Source organism: Pseudomonas bharatica CSV86 (assembly GCF_000319305.2).
Lineage (GTDB): Bacteria > Pseudomonadota > Gammaproteobacteria > Pseudomonadales > Pseudomonadaceae > Aquipseudomonas > Aquipseudomonas bharatica.
In genome coordinates this window covers 1,616,068-1,636,361 of sequence record NZ_AMWJ02000001.1, presented here as the reverse complement: position 1 = coordinate 1,636,361, position 20,294 = coordinate 1,616,068, and the positions used below count along the sequence as shown (strand labels likewise).

Genomic DNA, 20,294 nt, shown 5'->3' with positions numbered 1-20,294 from the left:
GACCATGAACACCCTCACCTCGCTCTTCGCCGCCACCGCACTGCAACTGGGTCTGCTGGGGGCCACGCACGCCGCCCCGGGCAATGCACCGCAGATTGCGCCGCAGATTGCCCCGATCAGCGTCGGCAGCCATGTGTCCCTCGGCCCGCTCAAGCACATCAAGGCCGGCCTGCTGGATGTCGCCTATGCCGAGGTCGGTCCTGCCGACGGCCCGGTGGTGATCCTCCTGCACGGCTGGCCCTACGACATCCACAGCTACGCCGATGTTGCCCCGGCCCTCGCCGAACAGGGCTACAGGGTGCTGATCCCTTACGCCCGGGGCTATGGCGAGACCCGCTTCCTCTCGCCGAAAACCCTGCGCAACGGCCAGCCGGCGGCACTGGCCGAGGACCTGATCGCCTTCATGGATGCGCTGCAGGTGAAGAACGCCGTACTTGGCGGCTATGACTGGGGCGCACGGACGGCGGATATCGTCGCGGCGCTGTGGCCGGAGCGCGTCAAGGCACTGGTGGCGGTCAGCGGCTACCTGATCGGCAGCCAGGAGGTCGGCAGGAAACCGCTGCCTCCGACCGCCGAGCTGCAATGGTGGTACCAGTTCTACTTCGCCACCGAGCGCGGTCGCGAAGGCTATGCGCAAAACACCCATGACTTCGCCAAACTGATCTGGAAGACCGCATCGCCGCAATGGCAGTTCGACGATGCCACCTATGACCGCAGTGCAGCGGCCCTGGCCAACCCGGACCATGTCGCGGTGTCGGTGTACAACTACCGCTGGCGGCTGGGCCTGGAAAAGGGCGAGGCGCGCTATGACGCGATCGAGAAGAAGCTTGCCGGCTTCCCCGCGATCACGGTGCCCAGCATCGCCCTGGAAGGTGACGCCAACGGTGCACCGCACCCACCGGCCGAGGCGTATGCCAAGCGCTACACCGGGAAATACGAGTACCGCCTGATCGAGGGCGGCGTGGGGCACAACCTGCCGCAGGAAGCGCCACGGGCGTTTGCCCAGGCGATCGTGGATGCGGATCGGATGTAGCCATCTCAAGTGCACCGCATTACCCTGTGGGAGCTGGCTTGCCAGCGATAGCGGCTGTGAATTCAGCAAAGTCATCGCTGCGGTGCGGCGGTCCGACAAGCCAGCTCCCACAGGGTCCGCAGCGCTCCTGCCGTTCCGGTTGCCCTGATCTTGGCGGCCTGCGTATCCTGCCCCGGCCCACACACGCACAAGGCCTCCCTCATGTGGCACATCGACCCGATCTCCCTGCGCCTGTTCATCGCGGTCTGCGAGGAAGGCACCATCGCCCGCGCCGCCGAGCGCGAATTCATCGCACCCTCGGCGGTGAGCAAGCGCATCGCCGATATCGAGGCCGACCTCGGCGTGCCGATGCTGCACCGCAGCAAGCGCGGCGTCACGCCGACGCCCGCAGGCCAGGCGCTGTTGCGCCATGCGCGGCAACTGATGCTGAGCATGGAAAGGCTGCAAGGGGAAATCAGCGAATTCGCGGAGGGCGCGCGCGGGCATGTGAAGGTACTGGCGAACATTTCGTCGATCATGGAGTTCCTCCCCGAGTCGCTGTCGTCGTTCATGATGGCCAACGAAAACATCCGCGTGGACGTGGAAGAGCGCTTCAGTTTCGATGTGGTCCGCGGCGTGCTGGAAGGCCAGGCCGACCTGGGGATCTGTCGCAAGACCGTGTCCACCAGCGAGCTGGAATTCATTCCCTATCGGCGCGATCACCTGTCGCTGGTGGTCAACGAGCGGCACCCGCTGGCCGGGCGCAGCAGCATCACCCTCGGTGAGACCCTGGACTACGAGCATATCGGCCATTCGGCGTTCGCCACCCTCAACAGCTTCATGCAGAACACCGCCCAGGAACTGGGGCGGGAATTGCGCATCCGCGCGCATGTGTCGTCGTTCGATGCGGCTTACCGGCTGGTCCAGTCCGGCCTGGCGCAGACCATCCTGCCCCGGGAAGCGGTGACCCGCTACGCGACGATGTTCGGCCTGAAGGTGATTCCGCTGACCGATGCCTGGGCCAAGGGAGAATTCGTGATCTGCGTGCGCGACCAGGAAGCGCTGTCGCCTTCGGCACGGCGGTTGTTGAATCATCTGCTGGCGGAGATACCCACATAGCTGACCGACCCAACACGCCCTTGTGGGAGCTGGCTTGCCAGCGATTTGGTCCTACCTAACAACATCGCTGCACAGGCCGGCCTCATCGCTGGCAAGCCAGCTCCCACAGGGTTCTGTGCCAGCCGAATCGATCCATCGCCATCCACGATGGATACCCCCGTCAAAGACGTCTTTTCCCTCGCCTGCCCCCTGCCTACCTTAGGCAGCAGATCACCCCGCGAGAGACGCCATGACAAGAATAATCATCAACGAAGTCGGCATGCGCGATGGCCTGCAAAGCCTGCAGAGCATCATGCCCACCGACGCCAAGAAACGCTGGATCGACCAGGCCTACGCCGCCGGCGTGCGGCATATGGAGGTCGCCTCCTTCGTTCCCGCCCGCCTGTTGCCGCAGATGGCCGACGCCGCCGAGGTGGTGGCCCATGCCCTGACCTGTCCCGGACTGACTGTCACCGTACTCGCGCCGAACCTGCGCGGTGCGCAGAACGCCCTGGCCTCGGGCGCCCACCGTATCGTCGCGCCGATCTCGGTCAGCGCCGCCCATAGCCAGGCCAATGTGCGCCGCTCGCCGGAAGAAATGGTCGAGGAATTCGCACGCATGTGCGACCTGCGCAGCAGCAGCGGTCGCGACGACGTGATCATGGTCGCCGGGATGTCCACCGCCTTCGGCTGCACCCGCCAGGGCGAAGTGCCGTTGGCCGACCTGTGCGCCCTGGTGCGCCGCGTGCTGGAAACCGGTTGCGAGCAGATTTCCCTCGGCGACACCACCGGCTACGCCACCCCGGGCCAGGTCGGCGAGACCATCGATGCGGTGCGCGAGGTCGCCGGCTCGAAACTGCAAGCAGCACACTTCCACGACACCCGCGGCCTGGCCCTGGCCAACAGCCTGGTGGCGGTGCAGCACGGCATCACCGAGCTGGATGCCTCGCTCGCCGGCCTCGGCGGCTGCCCGTTCGCCCCGGGTGCCTCGGGCAATACGGTGACCGAAGACCTGGTGTTCATGCTGCAGAGCATGGGCCATGCCACCGGCATCGACCTGCAGGGCCTGATTGCCAGCCGCGAACTGCTGGCCCGGGCCCTGCCCGGCGAGCCGCTGTACGGCTACATCGCCCGCGCCGGCCTGCCGAAGCACTTCGTCGCCCCCGCTGCCTGAGGAAAAACCCATGCAACAGTTGCCACTCGACGGCGTTCGCGTCGTGGAAATGTCCCATATGGTCATGGGCCCTACCTGCGGGATGATCCTCGCCGATCTCGGCGCCGAAGTGATCAAGGTCGAGCCGCTCAAGGGCGACGGCACCCGCCGACTGCTCGGCGCCGGCGCCGGCTTCTTCCGTACCTTCAACCGCAACAAGCAGAGCCTGGCGGTGGATGTCGAGACGCCCGAGGGCCGCGATGCCGTGCTCAAGCTGCTGGACAGCGCCGACGTGTTCATCGAGAACTTCAAGCCCGGGCGCATGGACGCCCTCGGCTTTGGCTACGCGGCGCTGAAACAGCGCAATCCGCAGCTGATCTACGCTACCCACAAGGGTTTCCTGGCCGGACCCTACGACAAGCGCCTGGCCCTCGACGAGGTGGTGCAGATGATGGCCGGCCTGGCCTACATGACCGGGCCGGTGGGACGACCGCTGCGCGCCGGCAGTTCGGTCAACGACATCATGGGCGGCATGTTCGGCGCCATCGCCGTGCTCGCCGCGCTGTTCGAGCGCCAGCGCAGCGGCAAGGGCCGCGAAGTGCAGAGCGCACTGTACGAGAACTGCGTGCTGCTGGCCGCCCAGCACATGCAGCAATACGTGGTCACCGGCGAAGCGGCGGCGCCGATGCCCAATCGCATCAGCGCCTGGGCCATCTACGACGTGTTCGGCTTTGCCGGCGGCGAGCAGATGTTCGTCGCCGCCACCGGCGACGGCCAGTGGCGCACCCTGTGCACCCTGCTCGGCCAGCACGACCTGATGAACGACCCAACCCTGGCGAGCAACAACGACCGGGTCCTGCAACGCCCGCGCCTGCTGGCTCATCTCGCGGAAATCTTCGCCACCCTGGATGCCCGGCAACTGGCAGCGCAACTGGAAGCCAACGGCATTCCCTTCGCGCCCATTCGGCGCCCGGAAGAGCTGTTCGACGACGAGCACCTGATCCACAGCGGCGGCCTCGCCCGGCTGGAACTCGAGGACGGCAGCCATACGGAAATGCCCCTGCTGCCGTTTTCCCTCGATGGCGAACGCCTGGGGCCACGCCGCCCCATCGCGCGGATCGGCGAGGACACCCTCGGGGTGATGCGCGGCCTCGGCTACAGCGACGACGAAATCGTCCGCCTGCGCGATGCCGGCGTGCTGCGCAGCGAACAATAGGAAGAGGACTGCAAGATGGCTATCTACGAATACGACGGCCAGCGGCCGGAATTGCACGACAGCGTGTACGTGGCCGAGGACGCCACGGTGATCGGCAAGGTGGCCCTCGGCCAGGGCGCCAGTGTCTGGCCCCTGGCGGTGCTGCGCGGCGACAACGAACTGATCGAGATCGGTGCCGGCAGCAATGTCCAGGAAGGTGCGGTGCTGCATACCGATCCAGGCTTCCCGCTGCGGGTCGGCAACGACGTGACCATCGGCCACCAGGTGATGCTGCACGGTTGCCAGATCGGCGACGGCAGCCTGATCGGTATCCAGTCGGTGATCCTCAATGGCGCGGTGATCGGCAGGAATTGCCTGGTCGGCGCTGGCTCCGTGGTCCCCGAGGGCAAGGTCTACCCCGACAATTCGCTGATCCTCGGCGTACCGGCCAAGGTGGTGCGGGAACTCAACGACGAAAGCATCCGCAGCTTCCACCGCAACGCCCATGATTATGTGGAGCGTGCACAGATCCACAAGCGGAGCCTGATCCGCATCGCCTGACCCGAACCCGCCGCCCTCGAAGGCGGCAAACACTCTCCGCACAATTACAAGAATGGAGAACACCATGACCACGTCCTCGACGGCGCTGGACATTCCACACGCCTCTGCACGCCTCGACGAACTGCTGCTGTACCGCCGGGTGGCCTGGCGGATCATGCCGCTGGCGATCATCTGCTTCCTGTTTTCCTATTTCGACCGCATCAATATCAGCTTCGCCAAGACCCAGATGCAGGCCGAGCTGGGCCTGAGCGATGCCGCCTATGGCCTGGCGGCAAGCATGTTCTTCATCGGCTACGTGCTGTTCGAAGTCCCCAGCAGTTGGGGCCTGAAGAAGTACGGGGCGCCGGCGTGGATCTGCCGGATCATGATTTCCTGGGGCCTGGCGACTGCCGCGCTGGTGTTTGCCTACACCCAGTACACCCTGTACTTCCTGCGGTTCCTGATCGGGGTGATGGAGGCTGGTTTCGGCCCGGCGATCCTGTTCTACCTGGCCTGCTGGTTTCCCAAGCGCTACCTGGCACGGATCAACGGCCTGTGGTTCCTCGCCGTGCCCCTGGCCGGTGCGGTCGGCTCGCCGGCCGCCGGGCTGATCCTCGGCAAGATGGACGGCCTGCTTGGCCTGGCCGGCTGGCATTGGTTGTTCCTGCTGTCCGGCCTGCCCTGCGTGCTGCTCGGCCTGGCGGTGCTGTGGAAGCTGGACAAGGATATCGATTCGGCCAAATGGCTGAGCCCGGAGCAGAAGCACCAGTTGAAGGAAAACCTCAAGGCCGACCGCAAGCCGGACAGCAACGGCCACGGCTCGATCTGGCGGGTGCTGCTGACCTGGGAGGTGGGCGTGTTCGCGCTGATCTACTTCGTGATCAAGAGCGCCAGCTACGGCCTGAACTTCTGGATGCCCAACCTGATCCAGCTGTCCGGGGTACATGACCTGCTGATGGTCGGGCTGCTCAGTTCCTCGCCCTATATCGTTGCTTGCATCGGCATGCTGGTGGTGACCCGGCGCTCGGACAAGACCGGCGATCGCAAGAGCTACCTGCTCTGGTGCATGGTCGCCTCGGCCATTGGCTACATCCTCGCCTGCGGTTTCTCTGGCAATCCGGTAGCGCTGATGCTGGCGCTGGTGTTGGCGACGGCCGGCACCTTCATCGCCATCCCGGTGTTCTGGACCATTCCCCAATCCACCTTCTCCGGGCTGGGCATCGCCACCGGCACGGCGGCGATCAACTCCCTCGCGCAACTGAGCGGCATCGTCTCCCCGGCCATGGTCGGCTTCGTCAATGACCTGACCGGGATCAGCTACATGGGCATGCTCGCCATCGTGCCGTTGATCCTTGGCTGCATCGTGCTGATCGCGGTGTTCGTGAAGAACCCGGCAAAAGACTGAACCCCTGGTCGTCGGGCCGAGCCTCGGCCCGCACCGCTCTCGCAGGTAATAACAATGACAACAAGCACCTCCTGGTGGGCTTGCGCCGTGGGCGCCGGCCTGGGTTTCACCCTGCTCGCCCCGCAGGCTTCGGCGGACTTTCTGGCCGACAGCAAGGGCAAGCTGGAACTGCGCAATTTCTACTTCAGCCGGGATTTTCGCGATGGGTTTCCCAGCCAGTCCAAACGTGAGGAATGGGCGCAGGGCTTTATCCTCAACTGGCAATCAGGATTTACTCCGGGACCCGTGGGCTTCGGTGTAGATGCCATCGGCATGCTCGGGCTAAAGCTGGATTCCAGCCGGGATCGCTCGGGCACCGGCTTGCTGCCGCGCAATGCCGAAGGTCGGGCCGAGGATGATTATTCGAAGATGCTCGTGACCGCCAAGCTGCGCTTCGCCAAGAGCGAGTTGCGCTATGGCGGGCTGAATCCGCTGCTGCCGCTGATCGCCTCGAACAACAGCCGGCTGCTGCCGCAGTACTTCAATGGCGGGCAACTGATCTCCCGGGATTTTGACGACCTCACCCTTCATCTCGGCCGGGTCGACAAGGTCAAGCAGCGTGACTCGGCGGACTCGGAAGAACTCACCACCATGGCCCAGGTGGGTGCCTGGTCCACGGCGATCCACAGTGACAGCTACACCTATGGCGGCGTCGATTACCAGCCGCTTGCCGACCTGACCCTGAGCGCCCATGCCAGCGAGCTTGAGGGCTTCTACCGGCGCACCTACCTCGGGTTGAAATACTCGCTGCCACTGGGGCCCGGCAAGGCGTTCACCGAGATCCGCCACTTCACCGCACGGGAAACCGGGGCCGCACGGATTGGCGAAGTGGACAACCGGGTGATCAGCAGCAACTTCGGCTACCAGCTGGGTGGGCACCGGTTCAGCGGCGGGTACCAGAAGGTCGCCGGGGATACGGCTTATGTCTATCTTGGCGGCACCGATACCTACCTGTTCAGCGAGCAGCAGGCGTACACCTTTTCCCTGCAGGACGAACGGGCCTGGCATGCGCGCTATGACTTCGACTTCGCGACGCTGGGTGTTCCAGGTCTGACGTTTACCCTGCGCTACGTAAAGGGTGATGACGTCGATGTCAGCCATGTGTCGACCCGCAAGGCCGCGTTATTGCGCGCTGCCGGCGAGGATGGACACGAATGGGAGCGCACCACGGACCTGGCCTATGTAATCCAGAGCGGGCCGTTGAAGAACCTCGGGCTGAGGTGGCGCAATGCGACGGCGCGGTCGAATCTGCAGGATGGGGTGGATGAGAATCGGGTGATTGTCAGTTACGAAATAGGGTTCTAGGTGAGCGCGCCGCGAACCCTGTGGGAGCTGGCTTGCTAGCGATTTGGCCCGACCTGACAACATCGTTGCTCAAGCCGGCCTCATCGCTGGCAAGACCAGCTCCCACAGGGTTTTGAGCCAACCCTGGAATCAGAGTCCACCGCGGACACTGTGGGAGCTGGCTTGCCAGCGATTTGGCCTGACCTGACAACATCCTTGCTCAAGCCGGCCTCATCGCTGGCAAGCCCCCACAAGAGTTGAGCCAACCCTGGAATCAGAGTCCACCGCGGACACTGTGGGAGCTGGCTTGCCAGCGATTTGGCCAGATCAGGCAACATCATTGCCCTTGCCGGCCCTCAGGGTTCGCGGCGCTTACAGCATGTTGACTACGAGTTCAACCAGGCGCGCCAGCCGCCCCACTCGCTGATATCCTGCGCGCCCTCCAGCCCGTAGGCATCACAGACGAAGCCAGTCTCCCAGCGTCCATCTTCCAGTTCGACCTTGCCCAGCCCCAGCGGCGCCGGGATCTCGGCGAGGAAGGCGCCCAGCGCCGCGCTAGGGATTTGCCAGACCTCCAGCGCAATTGCCACACCATCACGGGCAACCCGCACCATCCCCGGGCGCTGCACCGGCCCGCCGGCCAGGGCATACAGCCGGTAGTTCGGCGAGCTGCGGGTCGCTTCGACCAGCGTCGCGCCACGCTGCTGCAACTGCCAGTTGAGCGCCAGCCCTTCCAGGTGAGCACCACAGACCACCACGCTAACGCGGTCATTGCGCGCCTCGCGGGCCGGCACTTCAAGGCCCTGGTAAGCACTGGCCAGACTGAGCAGGTACTGATCGGTAAATGCCCGACCGAACAGGGTCACTCCCCACGGCAACCCGTTGCCCATGAACCCGCTGGGCAGCGCAACCGCCGCGTAGTCCAGCAGGTTCATGAAATTGGTGTAGTAACCCAGCTCGGCATTGCGCAGCACCGGCTCCTCGGCCAGTTCGGCCAGGGTCACCGGACGGCCGATGGTCGGGGTAAGCACGCACTCCAGCCCGGCCAGCAGCCGGTCGCATTCCGCCTTGAGCTGCTGCAAACGGTACTGGGCACGGAAGGTATCGACGCCACTCACCTGCGGCGCCTTGGCCAGCACCGCGTGGATGACCGGCAACACCGCTTCAGGCTGGTTGCGCGCCAGCTCGCCGACCACGCTGTAGCGCTCGGCGACCCAAGGGCCTTCGTACAGCAACCGGGCTGCCTCAAGGAACGGAGAAAGATCCAGGGTCACCGCCTCGCCGCCCAGCGCCTGCAAGCGCTCCACCGCAGCCGCGAACAGTGCCGGGCCTTCCTGGCAGCCGAAGAATTCGAGGTCCTGCTGCCGTGGCACGCCGAAACGGAACCTGCCCACGCGGCCAAAGGCGCTGCCCAGGTTCCACCCGGCGTTGCCCCGGCTGTATTCGTCACGCGGATCCTGCACCGCCAGCAGTTGCAGCAACTGGCTGGCCTCCGGGGCGGTGGCCGTAAAGGTGGTCACGCAATCCAGGGTGCGGCAGGCCGGGACCACGCCAGCGGTGGAGATCAACCCTTTGCTGGCCTTGAGTCCAACCAGGTTGTTTAGCGCTGCCGGGACCCGACCGGAACCGGCGGTGTCGGTGCCGAGGGCAAAGCTGGTCAGCCCCAACGCCACGGTCAGCGGCGACCCGGCACTCGAACCGCCCGAGGGATAATCCTCCAGCACGCTGTTGATACAGGCGCCATAAGGCGAGCGCGTACCGTTGAGCCCGGTGGCGAACTGATCCAGGTTGGTCTTGCCCAGCGGCACCGCGCCCAGTTTGATCAACTGCTCCACCACCGTAGCCGAGCGCTCCGGCACATAGGCGAATGCCGGGCAGGCCGCCGTGGTCGGGATGCCGGCGAGGTCGATATTGTCCTTGATCGCGAAGGGCACGCCGTACAGCGGCAGGCTCTGCAGCGAAGCGCCGTCCAGCGCTGCCAGATAGGGCTCCAGTTCTTCCGCGCTCAACAGATGAATGAACATGTTGAAGCGCGGATTCAGCTGCGCCGCCCGCTCGCGCAGGGCCAGGATCAGGTCCCGCGGTGAGTGTTCACCAGCGCCATACGCCTTGCGCAGCGCGTCCAGTTGCAGATTCACCTTCATGCTTCACCTCCTTGCAGTACCACCACCCGTTGCCCCGCACGCACCGCCGAACCCGGCTCGACCCGCACTTCCTGAACCACACCCGCACAGGGCGCCAGCAGCGGGATCTCCATCTTCATCGACTCCAGCACCACCAGCGCGTCCCCTGCCGCAACCCGCTGACCGACAGCGACCTGCACCTGCCAGAGATTGCCGGCGATAGCGCTTTCCACACCGATCTGCCCCGCAGGCAACGGCGCTTCCTCGCCCGCTTCGGCCACCGCCTCGGTGGATTCGAAATGCGCTTGCCCACTGTCGATCCAGCGCTGCCGCTCGGCCGCGAACGCCGCCTGCTGCTGGTCACGGAACGCCTGGATGCTCGCTGCTTCCTCGGCCAGGAACTGCTGGTAGTCCGCCAGACGCAACTGGCCAGGTTCGATCGCCAGATCGAAACGCCCCAGCGGAAAATCCCGGCGAATACGCTCCAGCTCCCCGGCACTGACCGGGTAGAAGCGGATCTGGTCGAAAAAGCGCAGCAGCCAGGGCTTGCCGTCGAAGGCCGCGACCTCGCGGTAGCGGTTCCACATCTGCAAGGTGCGCCCGACGAACTGGTAACCACCCGGCCCTTCCATGCCGTACACGCACATATAGGCGCCGCCGATACCCACCGAGTTTTCCGCAGTCCAGGTGCGCGCCGGGTTGTACTTGGTGGTGACCAGGCGATGCCGCGGGTCCAGCGGCGTGGCCACCGGCGCGCCGAGATAGACGTCGCCCAGGCCCATGACCAGGTAGCTGGCGTCGAACACCGTGCGCTGCACCTCGTCGAGGTTCGGCAGGTCGTTGATACGGCGGATGAATTCCAGATTGCTCGGACACCAGGGCGCGTCCTTGCGCACGGTGGTCATGTATTTCTCGATGGCCAGCTGGCAGGCCGGGTCGTCCCAGGACAGTGGCAGGTGGACGATGCGCGATGGCACCTGAAGGTCCTTCGAAGCGCACACGGACTGCCATTCACCGGCCACGACTTCCAGGAGATGACCAAGCGGCAGGCGCTCCGGCTGGTAATGGACCTGCAGCGAGCGGATGCCCGGGGTCAGGTCGATCACGCCGGCCAGGGCCCTGGCTTCCAGCGCCTGCATCAAGGCGTGGCCACGGAAGCGCAGGACCAGGTCCAGCTCGGCAGCGCCGATTTCCAGCAGCAGATGGGTATCCCCCGCCAACCGCGCGACCAGGCGGGTATCGTCCGCGCCGAGATCAAGAACGATGGGCGACAGCCATTGCTCTTCGCCGACGGGTTCGACCGTTTCGGCCAGCAGCTCTGCACAAGCCAGTCGCCGTGCCTGTTCCAGGGAGACGGGAACAAAGCGCACCTTGTCCCCCGCCTTGAGCTGGCCGAGCTGCCAGAGATCGGCCTCGATCACCGTTACCGGGCAGACGAAACCACCCAGGCTCGGGCCATCGGGGCCGAGGATCACCGGCATGTCGCCGGTGAAGTCCACCGCGCCGATGGCATAGGGGTTGTCGTGGATATTCGATGGATGCAGCCCGGCCTCGCCGCCATCGGCACGGACCCACTCGGGTTTCGGGCCGATCAGGCGCACGCCGGTACGGCTGGAGTTGAAGTGCACTTCCCAGTCGGTGGCGAAGAAGGTGCGGATGTAGTTTTCGCTGAAGTATTCCGGAGCGCCATGCGGGCCATAGATAACCCGGACCTGCCGGGTGGCGGCCAGCGCCGCTTGCCCGGGCAGCGAGGCACCTGCCGATCTGTCGCTCAAGCACTCCAGGTGCAGCACATCCCCGGCCCGCAACGCACGACCGCCATGGCCGCCGAACTGGCCGAGCATGAAGGTACTGCGGCTGCCCAGGTATTCCGGCACCTGGATACCGCCACGCACGCACAGATACGCCCGGGCGCCAGCACCGGCAATGGTGCCCAGGGCCAGCGTACTGCCGGCCTTGACCAGCACGCTGGTGTTCATGGCGATCGCCTGGCCGTCCAGGGTCAGCGGGATCACCGCACCGGTCACGGCGATCACCGCATCGGTATTGAAGCGCAAGGTCGGACCACTCATGGTCACTTCCAGCCCCGCTGCACCTTCCGGGTTGCCCAGCAACTGGTTGCCCAGGCGCAGGGCGCGGCTGTCCATAGGCCCGGACGGGGGCACGCCGACGGCCCAGTAGCCCAGGCGCCCGGGGTAATCCTGCACGCTGGTCTGGGTGCCGCCGCCGAGCACTTCGACGGTGGCGGCGCGGTAGGCCAGGCCTTCGAGGCAGCGGGTCCAGGGCTGGCCACTGGCGAAGGGCGCGTCCTGGAGAATCTGGCGCAGGTAGTCGCGATTGGTTTCGACGCCGTAGACCTGGCTGTCGCCGAGGGCACGATGCAGTTGCTCCCGCGCCTGCTCGCGGTCGTCGGCCCAGACGATCACCTTGGCGATCATCGGGTCGAAGTACGGCGGAATTTCGCAGCCAGCACCGACCCAGGTGTCGATCCGCAGCGCCTTGCCATCAGCCTCGGGGAAGCCGACGGCGGTGAGCAGGCCGGGGCTGGGCTGGAAATCCTTGCCCGGATCCTCCGCATACAACCGCGCCTGCACCGCATGGCCCACGGGTTCCAGGCCCGCGGCCAGTTGATGCAGCGGCGGCAGATCGCCGGCCGCCAGTTCGATCATCCAGCGCACCAGGTCCACGTCCCAGACCTGCTCGGTGACACCGTGTTCCACCTGGAGCCGGGTATTCACCTCAAGGAAGTAGAAGCGTTGCGCATCGCTGTCGAAGACGAACTCGACGGTGCCGGCGCTGCGGTACTTCACGGCGCGAGCCAAGCGGATCGCGGCGTCGCACAGGGCTTCGGCCATGCCTTCGGGCAGGTTCGGCGCCGGGGTTTCCTCCAGCACTTTCTGGTTGCGCCGCTGTACCGAGCAGTCGCGCACGCCGAGCGCAATGACCTCGCCGGCGCCATCGCCAAACACCTGCACTTCAAGATGGCGGGCGCGCTCGATGTATTTTTCGATGAACACCCCGGCATCGCTGAAGTTGTTCTGGCCCAGGCGCTTGACCGCCTCGAAGGCCTCTTCCAGCTCCGCCGCCGAGCGGCATACGCGCATACCGATGCCGCCACCGCCTGCCGTGCTTTTCAGCATTACCGGGTAGCCGACCGCTTCGGCGGCGCGCCAGGCGTCGGCGAGGCTATCGAGCAGACCGGTGCCTTCCAGCAGCGGCAGGCCTTGCTGGCGGGCGAGATCACGGGCGGTGTGCTTGAGGCCGAACAGGCGCAATTGCTCCGGCGTCGGGCCGACGAAGACCAGCCCGGCAGCCTCGCAGGCTTCGGCGAACGCGGCGTTTTCGGAGAGAAAGCCATAGCCGGGATGGATGGCCTGCGCCCCGCTCTCTTTGGCGGCGGCGAGGATCTTGTCCACGGCCAGATAGGTACCGGCCGCAGCGCCCTGCCCCAGGCTGATGGCCTGGTCGGCCTCGACGAGGTGGCGGCTGGCGAGATCGGCTTCGGAGTAGACCGCGACGCCGCGGACCTTCAGCTCGCGCAGGGTGCGCAGGATGCGACAGGCAATGGCGCCACGGTTGGCGATCAGCAGTGTTTCGAACATGACAACGTCCCCGGAGGGGTGCGGGCCGTCCCGCAGTTGTTTGGAGGTCTCGGGGTCGTCCCCGGACGGCAGATCAGGGATGCCTGTCGGCGTTCAACTGGCCGAAACGGGCCTGGCAGGCGCTGAAGAAGCACAGCCGGACCTTGCGCAAAAAGGCTTTCAGTTCCATATCAGCAGCTCCGCCGGGGTCGGGTTGTAGCCGTTGCACGGGTTGTTCAGTTGCGGGCAGTTGGAGATCAGCACCATCACGTCCATTTCGGCCTTGAGCTGTACGTACTTGCCGGCAGCGGAGATACCGTCCTCGAAGGTCAGGCCGCCTTCGGGGGTGACCGGGACATTCATGAAGAAGTTGATGTTCGGGCTGATATCGCGCTTGCCCAGGCGGCCGTCGTGGCAGCAGGCGCGCAGGTAGTTATCGCGGCAGCTGTGCATATGGCGCTTGTCGAGGGCGTAGCGCACGGTGTTGCTTTCCTGGGCGCAGGCGCCGCCGAGGGTGTCGTGGCGGCCGCAGTTGTCCTCGACGATGGTCAGCATCGGCCGCCCCAGGTTGGAATACAGCACGCTGCCAACGCCCAGGTAGACATTGCCCTGGCGCCGCAGGGTGCGTTGCACGTCATAGCGCTCGCGGGGGTTGGCGACGCTGTAGAACAAGGTGTCGATGGCCTGGTTGCCTTCCAGGTCGAGAATGCGCAGGGTCTGGCCGGCCTTCACTTCGGTGAGCCAGGGCTCGCCGGCCGGGATGGTGGCGCGGTAGATCGCGGTGTCGGCTTGCAGGGGTGACGTCATGACGGGTCCTCAGGCGAACAGGCGTTGGGTGTTGAGGAAGCCGCGCTCGTTTTCCGGGCGCGAGGTGCGGCAGTGCTCGGCGACGCTTTCGTCGGCGCGGGCAAAGGTCAGTTGTACCGGCCTGGGGGCGTATTGCGCGGACGGGTCCATCGGGTGCTGCAGGGCGGTAACGATGAACAGGGTGTCCATCGGCGCATACAGCTCGATGGCATCGCCCGGCCGGGAGTTGCCCTCGACGAAATGCAGGCTGCCGTCGGCGCCCACGTCCACGCGGCTGAACAGGTTGAGGGGCATGGTCAGGTCGGACAGCTCCAGGCCCCACTTGCCCATTTCCACCAGCAGGTTGTCGGTGCCGTTGCGGTGGAAGCGGTTGCGCAGTTCCTGATAACGCCCGGTGCCATATTTTTCCCGGACTTCCTCGGCGTTCAGCACACCGCCGATGCTGTCGCTCCAGCCGCAGGTATCGCGGGTGATCGCCGCCAGGACGCGGCCCATGTCCGAATACAGGCAATGCCCGCTGGTGAGCCTGGCGGTGTGCTGGCACTTGAGGCTGTCCGGCAGGTTCAAGCGTTCGCTTTTTTCATGGGCGTTGAACAGCATCAGGCTGACGTTGGCGCCGCCTTCCAGGTCGGTGAAGCGCACCTGCTGGCCGCGCTTGAGGACGAAGGACAGGTGGCCGCCTCCGGGCAGGAAGTCTTCGGCGAATACAGAGTTGTCGGTCATGGTTAACCTCTTGCGTACGATTGAAGAAGCTCGGGCAACGCGTCGGCCCGGGCCGCGAGGCGCTTGTCGTTGAGCGGCAGGTCGTAGGTGACCCGCGAGCCGAACGCCGCCGGCGCGTGCGGGTCGTGGCGCACCTTGTCGAAGACCAGCAGGCGGCTGCCGAGGCTGAAGCCTTCGCTCAGGTCGTGGGTGACCATGAACACGGTGACCCCGGTTTCGCGCCACAGCTCAAGGAGCAAGGCATGCATGTCCTTGCGGATTCCCGGATCGAGGGCGCCGAAGGGTTCGTCGAGCAGCAGCACCCTGGGCTTCATGATCAGCGCCTGGGCGATCGCCAGGCGCTGCTGCATGCCGCCGGAGAGCTGGCTGGCGTATTTGTCGAGGGCGTGGCCGAGGCCGACCTTGTGCAGCAAGGCGGCGGCCTGCTCCCGGGCTTCGCGCCTGGCGCTGCCGAACAGGCGGCCCAGCAGCTTCGCCCGGGGCAACTCAAGGCCAAGGGCGACGTTGTCCAGCACACTCAGGTGCGGGAACACCGAGTAGCGCTGGAACACCACGCCCCGGGCCGGATCAGGCTCGGCAACCAGGGGCTGGCCATCGAGCAGGATCTGCCCGCGGCTTGGTCGTTCCTGGCCCAGCAGCAGGCGCAGGAAGGTGGATTTGCCGCAGCCCGAAGCCCCGACCATGGTGCAGAACTCGCCTTCGGCAATGCTCAGGTTCAGGCCTTCGAGTACCACGTGCTGGTCATATTCCTGCCAGACATTCCTTACCTGGATAAAGCTCATGCCCGTGCCCCCTCGTACCAGGGAAACGCACGGCGGGTCAGGGCCTTGAGCAGCCAGTCGGTGAGCCAGGCGAGCGCGGTGATCCACACCACGTAGGGCAGGATCACATCCATCGCCAGGTAGCGCCGGACCAGGAAGATCCGGTAGCCCAGGCCATCCTCGGAAGCGATGGCTTCCGCCGCGATCAGGAACAGCCAGGCCGAACCCAGCACCAGGCGCAGGGAGATCAGCAGGCGCGGCAGCAGTTGTGGCAGCACCACCCGCAGGATCAGGGTCCAGGAACTGGCGCCCAGGGTCTGGGCCTTGATCAGCAATTCGACGGGAATCTCGCGGGCACGCTGTTCCAGGTCACGGGCCAGGACCGGGGTGATGCCGATGACGATCAGCATCACCTTGGACAGCTCGCCCAGGCCGAAGACGATGAACAGGATTGGCAGGATCGCCAGCGGCGGAATCATCGACAGCACCACCAGCAAGGGCGAGAGCATCGCGCCGAACAGCGGCAAGGTGCCCGAGGCGATGCCCAGGCACAGGCCGATCAAGGCGCTGATGGCCAGGCCGACGCCAAGGCGCTGCAGGCTGGAAGCGGTGTCCTGCCAGAGCAGGTAGTTGCCGCTGCGCTTGTCCTCCACCAGCGCCATGCGTTCCACCGCCGCGCCCATCTGGGCCGCGCCGGGCAGCAGCTTGTCGTTGGGATTGTCCGCCAGGCGCTGCGCCGAGCCGAGGAAATAGGCACAGAGCACCAGCACGAACGGCAACAGCATCAGCAGCAGCCGCGACGGACGATCGGGATGGCGATTGATCAGGCGCATGTTCATTCCTCGCTTACAGCGAACCGTCGACGGCCATGCGTACGTAGGTCGGGTCGAAACGCAGCTTGAGGTTGTCGCGGTTGCCGACGATCACCTCGTTGGCGAAGCTCATGCCCACCGCCGTGCTGTCCTTGGCGCCCTCGCCCAGCAGGCCGTGGTCGAAGGAGAAGCTGGCGACCTTGTCCATGGTCCTGGGCAGTTCCGCGCTGCTGACGAAGGTCAGTGCCGCCTTGGGCGTATCGAACAGGTAGGTGGTGGAAAGCTGGCGCTCGAAACCGGCGAGGTCGGTGCCGGAGGCCTTGGCCATATGCTCCAGGGCCTTGGTGCGCTGCGGGGAGTCGCCGGCGATCAGGTCCATCACCTCGTACCAGGCGCCGGTCAGCGCCTTGCCCAGCGCCGGGTTGTCCTTGAGGGTCTGGGTGTTGACCACCATCAGGTCAAGGATCTCGCCGGGAATGCGGCTGGAGTCGAAGACCTGGGTCACGCCGGGCTTGCTGCGCACTTCTTCGAGCATCGGGTTCCAGGTGGTCACCACCTGCACGTCGGGAGTATTGAAGGCAGCGGCGATATCGGCGTCGGAGGTGTTGATCACCTTCAGGTCCTTCTCGCGCAGGCCGGCGCTGTCGAGGGCGCGGGCCAGCAGGTAATGCGAGACGGACAGCTCGACCAGGTTGACGTCCATGCCCTTGAGGTCGTTCACCGTCTTGCCGGTGCCTTTCAGGACCACACCGTCATTGCCGTTGGAGAAGTCGCCGACGATCAGCGCGGTACTGTCGACGCCGCCGGCGGCGGGGATGGTCAGGGCGTCCATGTTGGTCATCGAGCAGCCGTCGAACTGGCCGGCGGTGTACTGGTTGATCGACTCGACGTAGTCGTTGACCTGGGTGAGCTTGATATGGATGCCGTACTTGCTCGCCCACTTGTCGACGATGCCTTCGGCGGCGGCGTATTCCCAGGGCATCCAGCCGGCGTAGATGGTCCAGCAGATATCGAAATCGGTCTTCGCCGCGGCGTTGGAGGCGGAGCTCGCGGACAGGGCCAGGCCGGCGGCGAGGAAGGCGGAAAGCAGGGACTTTCGCATGAAGTGACTCCAGTTGACGGTGGACGAACCAGGGAGCAGCACGACACTCATTGCAGTGAGTGGTCTGTCTCCCGGGCTTTTATCCCGCCGTGTAACCTCGAACTGGAGGTCGCCGGCTCTCGGTCCAGACGCCCGCAGAAGCGGACCGGAACCCTAGCCGACCTATTTTCAGATTGTGGTGCAATTTAGCTCGCGCTACTCCCGCACGGAGGGAAGTAATGCCAGAGGCGTGCCAAGTGGATGGCGGGGTGGGTTTTGCGGGGGTTCTGGGGGATGCGGGGGGATTATGGGCGCGGGGGATGCACGGTATTGGGGCGTTGTGCGCGTTGGCGGGGCGTCAGCTTGCGACAGGGAGAAGGGTATGGGCGAGGAAGGTGGCTGCGGGGGCGATCAGGGCGCTGAGGCTGGTTTCGGAACTGGCCAGGGCGCCGCCGGAGAGTGCGGCTGCGATGAGGGAAATGGCGGTCCAGAGGCGGCGCTTGGGGGTGAGGCCGGCTTGGAGGTTCTTCAATCGCTTGACCATGTTGGCTCTGCTTTTTATCCGGAGACTAATGAGCGGTGCAGTCTACCAGCCATTTGGGGACATCCCTTGTGCTAATCGACAGCAGGGTAATGGGCTTGGCCTTCATCCACGGCTATTGCGAACCCTGGTGCGGAGGGACCCGAAGTAGTCGTCGGTCACCGCAACGGTCGGGGCCGACTCTGCTCCAGCCGATAGCGCGTTCCGTAAATGCTGGCGGTCGTGATCCTTGCGAATCAGCTCTTGCACATACTCGCTGCTGGAGCTGTAGCCGCGTTGGCTGACCTGCTCATCGATGAAGAGCTTGAGATCGTCAGGCAGGGAAATGATCATAGTGTTGGCTGCTTTGGGCTCAAGTTCTTCAAAGCATACACTTTTGATCCTGCGTCGGCAGTGCTCGAGCTGGACACGTTTTCTGTAGGAGTCCAACCAGCCTTTCAGGCTGCGCTGTCGCGCAAAGCACTGTTCTAGAGCAGGATGCGGACCCTGTGGGAGCGAGCTTGCTCGCGAAGGACCGCAAAGCGGTCCCAAAGCCTGCCAAACTGGGGATTTGGATAAATACCATCAGCCAGTTCCCGTGAATCCAGCACTGCATTTACCTGCAGCCCGTGCTGGATGGTTTTGGGACCGCTCCGCAGTCCTTCGCGGCGCTTCGGCGGTCCGACAAGTCACAGTCCAATCCGGCACCGATCAGCGCGAGATGCGTAGATCCCCTTCCCCATCAGAAACGAGAACAGGTACTGCGAAATGCTACAAAAGGTCATGTCTCCACACTGATGATCTACCGTTGCGTCATTCAATGCAGAGACGCTAGGCAGAGGATTGAAACGTGTTTGACTACCCAGTGACCATTCACACTGACGGAAACCCGGGCGTCGCACTCACCTGCGACGACCTGCCGGAGTTCAATAGCGCTGGAGATGACATCGAGGATGCACTGTGCGAAGCAGTGGATGGCATCGAAAGCGCGTTGTCGATCTATGTTGATCAGCGTCGCGTGATTCCTGTCGCATCCGCCCCGACGCGAGGGCAGCGTGTCGTTCACCTGCCTGCCGTCAACGTGGCCAAGATCGTACTTTGGAATGAAATGATGAGCCGGGACATGCGCAAGGCTGACCTGTGCCGTCTGCTTGGTGTTTCGCAGACGCAGGGGGACCGGTTGGTGGACTTTCTTCACGCGTCAAAGATGGAGGCTGTGGAGAAGGCGCTGGCTGCGCTCGGGAAGCGGTTGAGCATCTCGGTGCTTGGCGAACGGTTTATCACCGCTTCCGGCTTTGGCGAAACAGTGGAACGTTCGAGCAGATGCTCAAGCGATTGCATCTGCAGTTCAATAATCAAGGGCTCATCGACCTGCGGGCCGGGATGATCGATTCAACTGCTATTCGTGCCACCCGCGCTTTATCAGGTGCCGGTAAAAAAGGGAGCTTGATGCCCCCAGATCACGCTCTAGGCAGCAGTCGGGGTGGTCTCACCACCAAGATTCATATGCTCTGCGACGCCAACGGCGTGCCTCTGCGCTTCCTGCTTTCTGGAGTTCAAGCCAGCGATATCAGCTACGCAGAGCCACTGCTGGACGATGTCTGTATTCCGACAAGCAAGCGCGGCCGGCCTCGCAAGCGCTGTCGCTGGCTTCTGGCCGACAAGGGCTACGATGCTGATGCACTACGCCGCTACTGTGACCGGTATCGAATGCAGCCGGTCATTCCTCTGCTTGCGATGAAGCGCAAACCCAAGCCTGGATTGCCCCGCCTGTTTGATCGCCCCAAATACCGTCAACGGAATGTGATCGAGCGCATGTTCGGCTGGCTGAAAGAGAACCGCCGAGTCGTGACACGCTTCGACAAGCTCGCAAAAAGTTATGGCGCGATGGTTTCGCTGGCTTGTGTCATGCGGTGTCTGCGACACCTGTTTCAGACACAGAAGGCGACAGAGGCAACCAGAGCTTAAAGAGTCCAGCCTGGCTGAGTGGTCTTCACTCTGCCAGGCGTTGGCCAGGTTTGAATCTGACGCATACAACACCGAAGTAACTAGCTTGGCCGGACAGGTGCTGTTTTGACGGAGATCGGCGCCTGCAGCCACCACCCCAATCGGGGTGGAGGTTGCCCTTCCCCTCCTAGGAAGCACGCTGCCAACCTATCT

General features: G+C 64.6%; 16 protein-coding genes, 2 pseudogenes and 1 riboswitch. Of the genes and pseudogenes, 9 read left to right on the top strand and 9 right to left on the bottom strand.

Annotation, left to right across the window (positions count from 1 at the left end; translation table 11 throughout):
* The first annotated feature begins 4 nt into the window (after window positions 1-4).
* From CSV86_RS07225 to CSV86_RS07195, 7 genes are all read left to right on the top strand, one after another.
* Window positions 5-1,033 carry an alpha/beta fold hydrolase gene (locus CSV86_RS07225; RefSeq protein WP_009398866.1) on the top strand — a complete coding sequence of 343 codons (1,029 nt, stop codon included), beginning with the start codon at window positions 5-7 and terminating at the stop codon, window positions 1,031-1,033.
* Window positions 1,034-1,234: 201 nt separating this feature from the next.
* Window positions 1,235-2,131 (top strand): LysR family transcriptional regulator, encoded by an 897-nt coding sequence (locus CSV86_RS07220; protein ID WP_009398864.1) that lies wholly within the window; start codon window positions 1,235-1,237, stop codon window positions 2,129-2,131.
* A gap of 229 nt (window positions 2,132-2,360) precedes the next feature.
* Window positions 2,361-3,284 (top strand): hydroxymethylglutaryl-CoA lyase, encoded by a 924-nt coding sequence (locus tag CSV86_RS07215; protein ID WP_037060049.1) that lies wholly within the window; start codon window positions 2,361-2,363, stop codon window positions 3,282-3,284.
* Window positions 3,285-3,294: 10 nt separating this feature from the next.
* On the top strand, window positions 3,295-4,479 hold the full coding sequence (locus CSV86_RS07210; protein WP_009398860.1) for a CaiB/BaiF CoA transferase family protein: 1,185 nt from the start codon (window positions 3,295-3,297) through the stop codon (window positions 4,477-4,479).
* 15 nt (window positions 4,480-4,494) lie between these two features.
* Window positions 4,495-5,019, top strand: coding sequence for a gamma carbonic anhydrase family protein (locus CSV86_RS07205; RefSeq protein WP_009398858.1), 525 nt, complete (start codon window positions 4,495-4,497; stop codon window positions 5,017-5,019).
* A 64-nt stretch (window positions 5,020-5,083) separates the two neighbouring features.
* On the top strand, window positions 5,084-6,403 hold the full coding sequence (locus CSV86_RS07200; RefSeq protein WP_009398856.1) for an MFS transporter: 1,320 nt from the start codon (window positions 5,084-5,086) through the stop codon (window positions 6,401-6,403).
* A 54-nt stretch (window positions 6,404-6,457) separates the two neighbouring features.
* Window positions 6,458-7,747 (top strand): OprD family porin, encoded by a 1,290-nt coding sequence (locus CSV86_RS07195; RefSeq protein WP_051032696.1) that lies wholly within the window; start codon window positions 6,458-6,460, stop codon window positions 7,745-7,747.
* A gap of 365 nt (window positions 7,748-8,112) precedes the next feature.
* Here the strand turns inward: CSV86_RS07195 and atzF are convergent, their stop codons facing one another.
* The 9 genes from atzF to CSV86_RS07150 form a co-directional block, all read right to left on the bottom strand.
* The gene (atzF, locus tag CSV86_RS07190; RefSeq protein WP_009398852.1) at window positions 8,113-9,870 is read right to left on the bottom strand and encodes an allophanate hydrolase; all 1,758 of its coding nucleotides are present in this window, start codon (window positions 9,868-9,870) and stop codon (window positions 8,113-8,115) included.
* On the bottom strand, window positions 9,867-13,451 hold the full coding sequence (gene uca, locus CSV86_RS07185) for an urea carboxylase (protein ID WP_009398850.1): 3,585 nt from the start codon (window positions 13,449-13,451) through the stop codon (window positions 9,867-9,869). The genes atzF and uca overlap by 4 nt, the downstream gene beginning before the upstream one ends.
* Window positions 13,452-13,610: 159 nt before the next feature.
* The gene (locus CSV86_RS07180) at window positions 13,611-14,237 is read right to left on the bottom strand and encodes an urea amidolyase associated protein UAAP2 (protein ID WP_009398845.1); all 627 of its coding nucleotides are present in this window, start codon (window positions 14,235-14,237) and stop codon (window positions 13,611-13,613) included.
* A 9-nt stretch (window positions 14,238-14,246) separates the two neighbouring features.
* On the bottom strand, window positions 14,247-14,960 hold the full coding sequence (locus CSV86_RS07175; protein WP_009398843.1) for an urea amidolyase associated protein UAAP1: 714 nt from the start codon (window positions 14,958-14,960) through the stop codon (window positions 14,247-14,249).
* Between the two features lie 2 nt (window positions 14,961-14,962).
* The gene (locus CSV86_RS07170) at window positions 14,963-15,742 is read right to left on the bottom strand and encodes an ABC transporter ATP-binding protein (RefSeq protein WP_009398841.1); all 780 of its coding nucleotides are present in this window, start codon (window positions 15,740-15,742) and stop codon (window positions 14,963-14,965) included.
* On the bottom strand, window positions 15,739-16,554 hold the full coding sequence (locus tag CSV86_RS07165) for an ABC transporter permease (RefSeq protein WP_009398839.1): 816 nt from the start codon (window positions 16,552-16,554) through the stop codon (window positions 15,739-15,741). The genes CSV86_RS07170 and CSV86_RS07165 overlap by 4 nt, the downstream gene beginning before the upstream one ends.
* A gap of 13 nt (window positions 16,555-16,567) precedes the next feature.
* A complete protein-coding gene (locus CSV86_RS07160) occupies window positions 16,568-17,635 on the bottom strand; it encodes a putative urea ABC transporter substrate-binding protein (protein ID WP_009398837.1) in 1,068 nt (355 codons plus the stop codon).
* A gap of 66 nt (window positions 17,636-17,701) precedes the next feature.
* Window positions 17,702-17,803, bottom strand: a riboswitch (guanidine-I (ykkC/yxkD leader).
* A 169-nt stretch (window positions 17,804-17,972) separates the two neighbouring features.
* Complete coding sequence (locus tag CSV86_RS07155) at window positions 17,973-18,158, bottom strand: hypothetical protein (RefSeq protein WP_009398835.1); 186 nt, start codon at window positions 18,156-18,158, stop codon at window positions 17,973-17,975.
* A gap of 102 nt (window positions 18,159-18,260) precedes the next feature.
* Complete coding sequence (locus CSV86_RS07150; protein WP_009398833.1) at window positions 18,261-18,488, bottom strand: ribbon-helix-helix domain-containing protein; 228 nt, start codon at window positions 18,486-18,488, stop codon at window positions 18,261-18,263.
* A gap of 496 nt (window positions 18,489-18,984) precedes the next feature.
* On the opposite strand from CSV86_RS07150, the pseudogene CSV86_RS32990 reads away from it, so the two are divergent.
* Both CSV86_RS32990 and CSV86_RS07140 read left to right on the top strand, forming a co-directional pair.
* A pseudogene (locus CSV86_RS32990) lies at window positions 18,985-19,215 on the top strand (type II toxin-antitoxin system HicB family antitoxin); the annotation flags it as partial.
* 176 nt (window positions 19,216-19,391) lie between these two features.
* Window positions 19,392-20,102 (top strand): annotated as a pseudogene (locus CSV86_RS07140) (IS5 family transposase); the annotation flags it as partial.
* Between the last annotated feature and the right edge of the window lie 192 nt (window positions 20,103-20,294).

Coding starts and splice junctions, on each gene's coding strand:
- CSV86_RS07225 (WP_009398866.1), top strand. CDS start 5: ATGAACACCCTCACCTCGCTCTTCGCCGCCACCGCACTGCAACTGGGT.
- CSV86_RS07200 (WP_009398856.1), top strand. CDS start 5,084: ATGACCACGTCCTCGACGGCGCTGGACATTCCACACGCCTCTGCACGC.
- CSV86_RS07195 (WP_051032696.1), top strand. CDS start 6,458: ATGACAACAAGCACCTCCTGGTGGGCTTGCGCCGTGGGCGCCGGCCTG.
- CSV86_RS07210 (WP_009398860.1), top strand. CDS start 3,295: ATGCAACAGTTGCCACTCGACGGCGTTCGCGTCGTGGAAATGTCCCAT.
- CSV86_RS07215 (WP_037060049.1), top strand. CDS start 2,361: ATGACAAGAATAATCATCAACGAAGTCGGCATGCGCGATGGCCTGCAA.
- CSV86_RS07175 (WP_009398843.1), bottom strand. CDS start 14,960: ATGACCGACAACTCTGTATTCGCCGAAGACTTCCTGCCCGGAGGCGGC.
- CSV86_RS07160 (WP_009398837.1), bottom strand. CDS start 17,635: ATGCGAAAGTCCCTGCTTTCCGCCTTCCTCGCCGCCGGCCTGGCCCTG.
- CSV86_RS07155 (WP_009398835.1), bottom strand. CDS start 18,158: ATGGTCAAGCGATTGAAGAACCTCCAAGCCGGCCTCACCCCCAAGCGC.
- CSV86_RS07180 (WP_009398845.1), bottom strand. CDS start 14,237: ATGACGTCACCCCTGCAAGCCGACACCGCGATCTACCGCGCCACCATC.
- CSV86_RS07150 (WP_009398833.1), bottom strand. CDS start 18,488: ATGATCATTTCCCTGCCTGACGATCTCAAGCTCTTCATCGATGAGCAG.
- CSV86_RS07220 (WP_009398864.1), top strand. CDS start 1,235: ATGTGGCACATCGACCCGATCTCCCTGCGCCTGTTCATCGCGGTCTGC.
- uca (WP_009398850.1), bottom strand. CDS start 13,451: ATGTTCGAAACACTGCTGATCGCCAACCGTGGCGCCATTGCCTGTCGC.
- CSV86_RS07165 (WP_009398839.1), bottom strand. CDS start 16,554: ATGCGCCTGATCAATCGCCATCCCGATCGTCCGTCGCGGCTGCTGCTG.
- atzF (WP_009398852.1), bottom strand. CDS start 9,870: ATGAAGGTGAATCTGCAACTGGACGCGCTGCGCAAGGCGTATGGCGCT.
- CSV86_RS07205 (WP_009398858.1), top strand. CDS start 4,495: ATGGCTATCTACGAATACGACGGCCAGCGGCCGGAATTGCACGACAGC.
- CSV86_RS07170 (WP_009398841.1), bottom strand. CDS start 15,742: ATGAGCTTTATCCAGGTAAGGAATGTCTGGCAGGAATATGACCAGCAC.